The following is a 9,829-nucleotide window of genomic DNA, read 5'->3' on the forward strand; positions in this document are numbered from 1 at the left end:
TACATGAATAGTATTACGTTGAATTATTAAGGAGGAATGGTAGATATGACATTGACTGAAATTGTAAACGGATTTAACACCACACCATTTCTATTTATCGGTTCTGGAATGTCAAGAAGATACTTAGAACTGCCAAATTGGGAAAGTTTATTAAAGCATTTTGCCACACAAATCAGAGATGATAAATTTGCGTATCAATACTATGTAAATAAGGCATCCAGTGGAAATTCTTCTATGACCCTGCCAAGAGTTGCTTCGTTAATAGAAAATGATTTCAATGAAGAGTGGTTTAGCAATCCTGCAAAGCGTAATCTTAATGAAAAGGAATTAGAAAGTGTAGCTAATGGTGCTTCTCCATTCAAAGCGGAAGTGGCTGCCTACATTAAACGATCCTTTTCTATAATTCCACAATATCAAAAAGAAATAGAATTATTGGAAAAAATCTCTTTAAACAGCATATCAGGAGTTATTACAACAAATTACGATACGTTTTTAGAGGATCATTTTGATGGATATAAAACTTATATTGGACAGAGTGAGTTGATATTTTCCCCATTGCAGGGAATTGCAGAGATATATAAAATACACGGTTCAGTTGATTTGCCGGAAAGTATTGTTATAAATGAAAAAGATTATCAGATTTTTGACGAAAAGGAAAAGTATCTTGCAGCAAAGCTGATGACTATTTTTATGGAATATCCGATTATTTTTCTTGGATATTCTATAAGTGACTGTAACATTCAGCAGATTATTCGATCGATAGTAAGCTGTCTCGATACACAACAGTTACACAAACTGTCTGATCGTTTTATTTTCGTCGAATACCAACCTAATAATAACGGAATAGAGATATCTTCTTATGCGGTCATGATTGAATCAGAACCTTTGCAGATGACAAAGATTGGTCTTAGCGACTTTTCTCAATTATATCGTGCGTTAGAAATGAAAAAAGCAAAAATGCCGGTTAGATTGCTAAGGCATTTTAAAGAGGAACTATATAATTTTGTTATTACAAATAGCCCGACTGCAACAATGCGGGTAGCTTCAATTGATGATACGAGGGTTAAAGATGAGGATTTGGTATTAGCCATCGGTAGAGCTTCAGAATTTGGGTTGAAAGGATTGAGTGGTCTTGATGCAAGTGAATGGTATAGAAATATTGTCCTTGGAGACTTGAATTTTAGTGCAGATGAACTCTTGCGATACGCTTTTCCTAAGTTACTCAAACAAAATTCAAACAAGCTTCCGGTTAACAAGCTGTTAGTAAGTGCAAAAGAAAGTTATCCGGAGGCTGAGGAACTTGCACTTAAGTATACTTTTGATAAGATTATTTCTAAAACTATACGGAATCAGCGACATATAGTAGAAAAGTATCATTCTGTCATGGACATCTGGAATTTAAAGTCTGCTACGATTGAGAAAAAAACCAGGCTAGTGGCTCACCTTCCTGAGGATAAGATTTCAATTGACGAGTTGGAAACGATTCTAAAAGATTTGTTTGAGCAAAATAGAAATATCCTCTATGAAGAAACAACACCACCAGTAAAAACGAATATAAGACGTTTGATATTGATTTATGATTACTTAAAATGGGGAAAAAGAAAAGAGCCGTCTGACTAAAGCATCTGTAAACAGACACCGTTCAGAGGACCCTTTTGAATCGATGCACCAATCATATCAGCATCTGCATGCAGACACCTTACTAATATAGCGCATTACATTCATTGAACTTCTTTAATCTAATTCAAAAAAAAGTTGGTGTCAAGCAATATCAGAAAAAAGAGAAAAGAATTGAAGAAAAAAGAGAGTAGAACATGTTTTTTTATTTATACAAGAGATACCAAGTAGATATATTACAAAAGGATAGCACATTCTCTTTTAAGGATATGCAGCTATATGAAAAAATTTTTTTAGCAATGTGGATTATTGGTTCAATGCTCATACTTGCGTTTGCTTTATTGGGATATATGATAGGTATATTTGGATCCTCTGCAATACTTATTATTGCTTTTTTGATTTTGATTATCGGTGGAAGTAATAAATTGGAACAAAAGAGAATATTAAATGAAAAAATCGGGCCTGCTGCTGAGAAAAGAATGAATGAGATGGTTAATTTATTAAGGTCTTTTCATATTGATGTACATAATAAAAAGCAGTTGGACGAGATTATCGTAATGGCTAGAAAGGAGGAAGAATTGTATGATACATGGAAAGGATTTAGGGGATTATTTAAAGGGATGTCAACATACATCTTGCTTCCTATAATCTCTATTTTATTAGCTGAGTATTTTAAAGATGTTGCATGGCCAATACTTATTACTAGAGCTATTGTATTAATGCTTTTCTGTCTCAGTATGGTAATGATGATTTTCGTCTTTTCTATGGGGATTACGGACATTTTGAATCCAGAGATTAGAGATTTAAGACGTTTGATTCGTGATATCGAAGATATAAAAGTATTTTTTAGAGATGGAGATTCTTCACTTTCTCTTTTGAAAAATGACAAGTGAATTTGGAAAAAGTTACGACAAGAGTAATTTACGAAATATGCACAGTGTTTATTCTACAATTATAATTCAGGACGCACTGAATCCTGAATTAAGCTGGACTCATTATCGATTTCTAATGAAATTTTCTGATGAAAAAAGATATTATCACTTCATTTGTTGCATAAGCAACAAATTCATTTTCTTTTTAAATGATAATTAGATTATGCTAACAAGAATCATAGTATACTTAGCAGACTATTATCGTAAAAATCGAGCTGATTTTATCCGGCAAGTGAAATAACTAAACCTGCCTTATAGATTATCATAAGAAATCAGTGGAATGAGAAGGAGAAGAAAATGGATAAGATTTTGGATTTGGATAAAAGTGTTGCATCCCTTGTAAAGGAGTATCCGGAAGTTGCCGACATCATGGTTGAATTAGGATTCACGGAAATTAAAAATCCTGCCATGCTGGCTTCTGTAGGTCGGATTATGAATCTGAAGAAAGGATCTCAGATGAAGAAGATTCCTATGGAGGAGATTGTTCGTGCATTCCGGGAAAAGGGATTTGAGATAAGGGATGGAGGGAAGCCCTTTTCTACTGAGTCTGCTGATTCAGCTGAGGAAGCCAAGATAGCTAAGGCATCTGAGGAGACTAAGATAGCTGACGCATCTGAGGCGACCAAAGCCCCGGCAGATCGTGCAGAAGCCCTGCGTTCGCTTTTGGATCGTCTGTCCGAGGGGGAGGATCTGGAGTCTGTTCGTGCAGATTTTGTACGGGATTTTAAGGATGTGGATCCTGCGGAAATCATGAGGGCAGAGCAGGGACTAATGGAGTCCGGCATGCCTCTTTCGAAAGTACAGAAGCTTTGTGATGTGCATTCGGCTCTCTTCCATGGAGATAGCCGGGAAGAGCAGATTGCCAATGCGGAAAGAGCCGTTAAGGCTTCTTTAAAGAATCAGACAGGGAAAGAGCAGAAAAACTACATCAATAAAAGTGAAGAGGCGGATGCCTTGATTCAGATTCCCGGACATCCTCTTTCTACATTTACAAAGGAAAATCAGGCTCTTGGAAAGTATTTAGAAAACACGAAGGAAAGATGGGAAAGCTTGGTAGAGAGCCTTTCCGGAAAAGCCGGCGGAAAAAATAAAGCAGAAAAAGCAGAAAGAATACAAGGAGCACAAGGCGCAGAAGGAGTAGAAGACGCACAAGGGGCGCCGGATTGGGAAGCTTTGCTGGCTGCATTTTCAGAGGAACTGGCAAAACTCCGTTCCTTTACCGTGCACTATGCGAAGAAGGGAGACCTTCTCTATCCGCTTTTAAAAGTGAAATACGACATTTCCGGTCCTTCTCAAGTCATGTGGACAGTAGATGATGAGATTCGTGATACTCTGGGAGAACTGAAAAGAGAGCTTACTGAGAAGAGCAAGGGCGTGAGAGCGCTCAAGAATACCGGGGAAGATCCGGATGATGAGGAAGAAGAGTACATTAGAAGCAAAGCGGAGATTGCGGAAAGTATCCTAAACAGCTTTTTCTTAAAAAATTATCTTGCTGTACGAAACCGTATGGAGGAGATGATTTATAAGGAGGAAAATATTCTCTTCCCCATGTGCGCCCTGCAATTTCAAAAAGAAGAGTGGATACAGATTTACTTCGATTCCAAAGACTATGAAGCTTGTTTTTCCGTTGAAAATGCAACTTGGAAGGAAGCGGAAGAATGCGGTAATACTCCGGAAAAGTGGAGGGCAGTCGAAGCTGCAGGAGAATCGGAAAGAGAGAAATCCGGGAAAGAAACTTCTGAGGAGCATTCCGGAGATTTTCATAATGCTGAACTTCCTCAGGGTGCCGGAAAAATGCTAGAGGACCTGCTTCGTAGAGTAGAATCACTGGAAGGGAAATCCGGAAATAGAGAAGAGTCCCCTTCTGCAAGCGATGGAGAAATCATCATGCCCGGTGGACATTTAAAGAAAAATGATCTGATCGCCATGTTAAATACCCTTCCGGTGGAGATTACTTTCGTGGATAAGGACAATATCAATCGTTTCTTTAATGAAGGGCCAAAGGTTTTTAAACGCCCGCAAATGGCCATTGACCGGGAAGTATTTTCCTGCCATCCGCCCAAAGTAGAACCTATGGTGCGTATGATTATCGGAAACTTCCGGGATGGAAAGGAAGATGAAGTTCCTATCTGGATGGAGAAAGGCGGAAAGCCCTTCTTGGTTCGCTATATGGCGGTTCGGGACAAGGAGCAGAACTATGTGGGAACCCTGGAAGCGGTAACGGATATGACAGAGGTAAAAGAACATTTCCGCCAGTATTTTAAGAGTCATCCGGAGGAACTGTAAAATTGAGGCTGTACAAAATCAAAATAATTTTCTAAGCAATATAGGTTTGAATTTGGGGCACGCTCTCGCTAGCTTCGCCACGTAGCGGTACTAACTTCAAGCTTCGTCTTACTCGCTTTCAGTAAGTACCGACGGGCTCAGACTACCCCTTCATTAAGACCTATATTGCAGAAAATTAGTTCTTTTATTTTGATTTTAACAGCCTAGTTATGAGCACAAAAATAGAAAAAATGCCTGCACGGAAAAGTGCAGACATTTTTTTAAAACCGATTTTTTCTGCTGTAAAACCATTGAAAATACGGTACTTTAACCGTGTGAGGACCAAATCCAGGACGCGCTGCGTCCTGAATTGAGCTAGTTTATATCTATAGCTATATTTTGAAGTGCTTTAATTTCATTAATTTGAAACTTGACAATATGCCTCTTTTAGCTTATTAACTCTTGCCTTAAACTTTCGCAGATTTCTGCCATTTCCAGTATATCTTCTTGCGGGACGAGTTCGCAAATGTCATACGCAAGTGGATTACTTGAAAAGTCGCTAAGGACTCTATCCAAAAGTTCATAGTCTTCCGGTGTTGCAATAATTTTTATTCTATGTGAAGCGGTATCAAAAGGTTCTAAATCATGTAAATCAACATCACCGTTTACTTTACATTCTAATAAAATCGCCGCAAGGTCGGTTAGTACATCAATAGCAAAATGAATATCAACATAAATTCCAATAGAATTAGTAAATCCTAAAGGGCTAACAGTTTTTCTAAAGTTCTCACCTTGTTTATGAAGTCCTATTTGTTTTAGTATTTCTGAAAAAGAGATGGTATTATCAGCTTGATCTTCTAAAAAAGCAATAAGATTAAGACTATCATCGCTATCTCCAATGTAGTTATTCCAATATTTATTTTTGATATACATTCTAAGCTCCTCCACAACTCATGATTTGAACGGTTCTATTTAATATAAAGCGTTCCGAGTCATAATTCCGGAATCCTTCTATGCTATGCAAAAAATGATTATTTTTCTATGGTTATTTAAAATCCGGAAATTCTACATCCTCTGTCTTTACCAGCTTTGCCTTTCCGTTCTTATCTTTTGCAATGTAAAGGAGAACATAGCTTGTTTTGGCATCTTTTCCTTTTGACTTCTTGGCGGTGAAAATCACGTCTTCTTCGGACTTTCCTTCCTGGCTGTGCTTTCCGATATAGGCTAGGGGAATATAGGATACATTTTCGTCATCCGGTACGGCTTCTTCAAAGGCATTTTGGATTGCCGGAATATTTTCCGGGAGAAAGGAGCCGGTATTGTCAATGTAATCTTCTCCCTCCTCTCTGGATTCTTCTGTGGGAAAGAGAATGGCACTTCCCACAACCTGGGACTTTCCGGAAAGGTCCTGATAAATCTGTAAAAGTACAAAGGAGACATTTTCCTGATAATCCGTCCAAGTACTCTTACATAGGTAAAGGTAGTTTGTGCCGGAAACAACTTGGGTGCCCAGCAGGGCTATGGGCTCATAATGGGTATAGTTATAGCCATTTGGAAATGCCGCTTCAAATGCATTCATGGCATCCGGGTTATCCTTCAAAGAGAAGCTTACGAGATTCGTGTTATAGGCTCCTACGAGTGGGGCATCGGAATTGTTTTCAGCCTGTTCCTTTTCTTTTGTTGCTCCGGATTCTGTAGGCTTCGGAGCACTACTTTCTTTTTCTGTTTCGATGGAATCGGCATTATTGCTTTCTTTCTTTGCGTCACTGGGATTTGCGGAACTGTTTTCTTTTACGGCTTCCGTGGGACTCACTATGCTACTTTCCTTTGCCGTTTTTCCGGCGCAGGCGGTAATGGTTAGAGCGGATAGTGCTGCGATGACCAGTGTATGATTTAAAAGATTCTTTTTCATTTTCTCTCCCTCTTATATTTCTAGCTTTTGTCTCCCTCTTGTACTTCTAGCTTTTTCCTATGTATTATAAATCGAAAAATAAAAACTGCTTCTTACAAAACAGAGTCAATCTTGGATTCAATTCAATCGAAAAGCAAATTTATCGACTTTTTTCAGCCGTAAATTCAAACGTAAAATTTTACGATTGAATTTACGGCTGTTTTCAATTATTATTGTTCTAACTACAAGGAGGTAATGGGGATGAAAGAGACTAGACAGCTGGAATTTAAATCAGATATTTCCAATACATTTTTAAAAACAGTGAGTGCATTTGCTAACTATGATGGTGGACAGATTTTATTTGGTGTAGGAGATACAGGTGAAATAATAGGGCTAAAGGATCCGGCGGAGACCTGCCTTGCCATAGAGAATAAAATTAATGATGCCATTCGCCCCCAGCCTCAGTATGAACTATCGGTAAATGAGAAAGATAAAACCGTAACTCTTACAGTGGAGGCAGGAAGGGCTAAACCTTATACCTATAAATCCAAAGCCTATCGCAGAAATGATACCGCGACTATTGAAGTGGATGAACTGGAGCTAAGCAGATTGATTCTGCAGGGCAGAAATATTTACTATGAAGAGCTTCCTGCGGATACACAAGAGCTTTCCTTTTTGGAGTTGGAACGTAGAGCTAAACAGGAAATTGGAATAAAATCTTTAAATAAAGACATTTTGAAGACCTTGAATTTATATAATGATGGAGAAGGCTATAACCATGCGGCAGAGCTCCTTGCGGATCATAACCATTTTCCCGGAATTGATATAGCCAGATTTGGAGAAGATATCAGCATTATTTTAAAGCGTGCGGTATTGGAAAAGGAGTCCATACTTTATGAACTGGAGAAAGCAGTTGAGCTCTATCGCGATTATTATCAGTACGAAGAAATCCGGGGAATGGATAGAGTAAAGGTAGAAAAGATTCCTGAGGAAGCATTCAGAGAAACAATTGCCAATGCCTTGATTCACAGAACCTGGGATGTTAATGCACAGATCCGCGTGCTGATGTTTGAAGATAGAATTGAAGTCAGCTCCCCGGGAGGATTACCGGCAGGACTTTCAGAGGAAGAGTATTTAAAGGGAAATATTTCTATGCTCAGAAATCCTATTTTAGGCAATGTATTTTATCGCCTGCATATTGTGGAAATTCTCGGCACCGGAATTATTAGAATTAAAGAAGCTTATAAAGAAAGTCAAAAGAAGCCGGTATTTGAGGTCTTTGAGAATTCCATTAAAGTTACATTGCCGGTTATCAGCAGTATAAATCTAAATGCAGATGAGGCTGTTGTATATGCTGTATTAAGGAAAAACTATCCGAAATCCATTAGCGAGATTATGGAAGAAGTACCATTTGGAAAATCTAAGACAGCAGCGCTGTTAAAGAGAATGGTTGAAAATCATTACGTTACGATTGTAGGCAGTGGAAGAGGAACGAAGTATAAGATTTAGAAAAAGATTAGAGAATGCCTATTCATTACAGAATTTTTCTATGGCGGGTATTAAGGAATCTTTGTGAGGGCTTAGGCTATGCACGAAAAAGACGGTCGCGAGGCTTCCGTAGGGAGCTGCACTCTAGCAACGAAGGCGGGCGCATGTTTGAGCCCGAAGGGCGAGTTTGCGCAGGAGCCTGAGTGAAAAAGCGAGTGCAGCGAGTAGGAAACGTAGTGTGTCTTTGAGGCAGAGCCTAAACCGAAGCAAGACATTCATAAGTCTGTATGATAGAGTTGCCAACAATTACTTGACAGTAACGGCAAGAGTCTATTTTGCTAAATTGAAAAAGTAAATTCCAGTGCAGAGGTAAATTCTACCTAGCTTTAAAAAATCCCTAAAATCAGGCAGTTTGAAATTTCATTTCTGCCTGATTTTGCTATAATAGTGCATAACAACCTCAAAAAAATCTCTTTCCGGACATGGGAAATAAGCCACAGGACAAGTCGTGTGTAGGACTAAATTCCATTGGCTATATCGAAAAATGTAAAAGTTTTTGCCCTGTCTGACAGCAGATCTGTTTTGGGTTGTTAGGTTACTTAAAGCGAATCAGCTTGGGCCTCAGACAAACCTCGTCAGGATGAATGGGTCCGAGCTGAAGTGCTTTTAAGACATCTTCTCCATATCGGTTTAGTGCCCTTTGATAAGGAGTATCTCCATTTAAGCTTTCCCTTGGCGTGGAATTGATGTGGTTTACAATCCGATTCACATCCCATTGTGTAAGAAAAGCAAAAGAAGAGCCTTTTGGGAGAATCATGCGGAGCATGGTGTGGGCTTGCTCTAAGCCCCCTTTTTGTCCACTACGCATAGGATCACAATAATAAATGCTGCTACGTTGTATCCCATTGGGATTTGTTTCTAAAGCGACAGGATCCCCAAACTCCGATCCTCGGTCTGTAAGGATATATTCAAAGATAGATTGAAAGTCAAAGACATCTTCAAAGCGTCTCTCTAAACGGTCAAAGACTGCTTTGACAGCCCCCTTTGTACATCGATTTAACAGATAAGCCAGGAAAAGTTTTTCCTCTGTAAAGAAAAAGGTCAGTAGAGTTTTTTGTGAATCTCTACAGGAATGAACGGTATCCATCTCTACAAAAGCATTTAATCCAAGCTTCAAGAAGTCCTCATAGCTTCGACCATGAAATATTTCACGGTTTGAAATCTGTGTTTTATGGCATTTCCTTGGTTTGAATGTGACTTTTCGTTTTAAATCGATATTTTTGGAAGTAAAAATTCCTTGGTCAATGTAAGAGTACATGGTGCGAACAGACATCTGTAATTCCGGATGATTCACCAATATCTGGTAAGGGGATTGTCCCTTTGCAATCAGGGGAGTAATGATGCAGTCCTTTTCTCTTGCTTCCTTTTCGGAAAGATTTATACCTCGACGAGAGTCTTTAAGGGTTTCCCTATATTTTCTATCAGCAAATCTGGCATCATAGGTATATTTATGTGCAATGCTGCATTGATGAAGCTTTTGCGAGCAGCCATTACAAACGTAGGGAGCCTTCATTAGACGATTACAGCATTCCTTTTCAAAGTCCTTGCAGGTCTGATTACAGCTAGGACAAGAAGT

The 9,829-nt window shown here is 38.8% G+C and carries 8 protein-coding genes; 5 read left to right on the top strand and 3 right to left on the bottom strand.

Annotated elements, in window-relative coordinates:
• Nucleotides 1–36: 36 nt before the first annotated feature.
• From HNQ46_RS01715 to HNQ46_RS01730, 4 genes are all read left to right on the top strand, one after another.
• Nucleotides 37–1,620 (top strand): SIR2 family protein, encoded by a 1,584-nt coding sequence (locus HNQ46_RS01715; protein ID WP_243155803.1) that lies wholly within the window; start codon nucleotides 37–39, stop codon nucleotides 1,618–1,620.
• Nucleotides 1,621–1,814: 194 nt separating this feature from the next.
• Nucleotides 1,815–2,510: a hypothetical protein gene (locus tag HNQ46_RS01720; RefSeq protein ID WP_183682141.1), complete on the top strand. Its 696-nt coding sequence runs from the start codon at nucleotides 1,815–1,817 to the stop codon at nucleotides 2,508–2,510.
• Nucleotides 2,511–2,547: 37 nt separating this feature from the next.
• Entirely contained in the window at nucleotides 2,548–2,709 is a 162-nt protein-coding gene (locus tag HNQ46_RS12315; RefSeq protein ID WP_408637128.1) for a DUF1016 N-terminal domain-containing protein, read from the top strand.
• A 137-nt stretch (nucleotides 2,710–2,846) separates the two neighbouring features.
• A complete protein-coding gene (locus HNQ46_RS01730; RefSeq protein WP_183682147.1) occupies nucleotides 2,847–4,835 on the top strand; it encodes a DUF438 domain-containing protein in 1,989 nt (662 codons plus the stop codon).
• Between the two features lie 426 nt (nucleotides 4,836–5,261).
• On the opposite strand, the gene HNQ46_RS01735 is transcribed toward HNQ46_RS01730, so the two are convergent.
• Together HNQ46_RS01735 and HNQ46_RS01740 are read right to left on the bottom strand one after the other, a co-directional pair.
• Nucleotides 5,262–5,747: an imm68 putative immunity domain-containing protein gene (locus HNQ46_RS01735; RefSeq protein ID WP_183682151.1), complete on the bottom strand. Its 486-nt coding sequence runs from the start codon at nucleotides 5,745–5,747 to the stop codon at nucleotides 5,262–5,264.
• A gap of 112 nt (nucleotides 5,748–5,859) precedes the next feature.
• A complete protein-coding gene (locus tag HNQ46_RS01740; protein ID WP_183682154.1) occupies nucleotides 5,860–6,726 on the bottom strand; it encodes a hypothetical protein in 867 nt (288 codons plus the stop codon).
• A 240-nt stretch (nucleotides 6,727–6,966) separates the two neighbouring features.
• Between HNQ46_RS01740 and HNQ46_RS01745 the strand changes: the two genes are divergently transcribed.
• Nucleotides 6,967–8,214: an RNA-binding domain-containing protein gene (locus HNQ46_RS01745; RefSeq protein WP_183682157.1), complete on the top strand. Its 1,248-nt coding sequence runs from the start codon at nucleotides 6,967–6,969 to the stop codon at nucleotides 8,212–8,214.
• A 574-nt stretch (nucleotides 8,215–8,788) separates the two neighbouring features.
• Here HNQ46_RS01745 and HNQ46_RS01750 read toward each other — a convergent pair.
• Nucleotides 8,789–9,829: IS30 family transposase (locus HNQ46_RS01750; RefSeq protein ID WP_183682160.1), on the bottom strand; the 1,041-nt coding region annotated here is incomplete at its 5' end.

It is taken from the genome of Oribacterium sinus (genome assembly GCF_014202695.1).
Lineage (GTDB): Bacteria > Bacillota > Clostridia > Lachnospirales > Lachnospiraceae > Oribacterium > Oribacterium sinus.

What these genes read in the sequence shown, in the direction of transcription:
- HNQ46_RS01715 (WP_243155803.1), top strand. Translation starts at nt 37, where the DNA reads ATGGTAGATATGACATTGACTGAAATTGTAAACGGATTTAACACCACA.
- HNQ46_RS01720 (WP_183682141.1), top strand. Translation starts at nt 1,815, where the DNA reads ATGTTTTTTTATTTATACAAGAGATACCAAGTAGATATATTACAAAAG.
- HNQ46_RS12315 (WP_408637128.1), top strand. Translation starts at nt 2,548, where the DNA reads ATGCACAGTGTTTATTCTACAATTATAATTCAGGACGCACTGAATCCT.
- HNQ46_RS01730 (WP_183682147.1), top strand. Translation starts at nt 2,847, where the DNA reads ATGGATAAGATTTTGGATTTGGATAAAAGTGTTGCATCCCTTGTAAAG.
- HNQ46_RS01735 (WP_183682151.1), bottom strand. Translation starts at nt 5,747, where the DNA reads ATGTATATCAAAAATAAATATTGGAATAACTACATTGGAGATAGCGAT.
- HNQ46_RS01740 (WP_183682154.1), bottom strand. Translation starts at nt 6,726, where the DNA reads ATGAAAAAGAATCTTTTAAATCATACACTGGTCATCGCAGCACTATCC.
- HNQ46_RS01745 (WP_183682157.1), top strand. Translation starts at nt 6,967, where the DNA reads ATGAAAGAGACTAGACAGCTGGAATTTAAATCAGATATTTCCAATACA.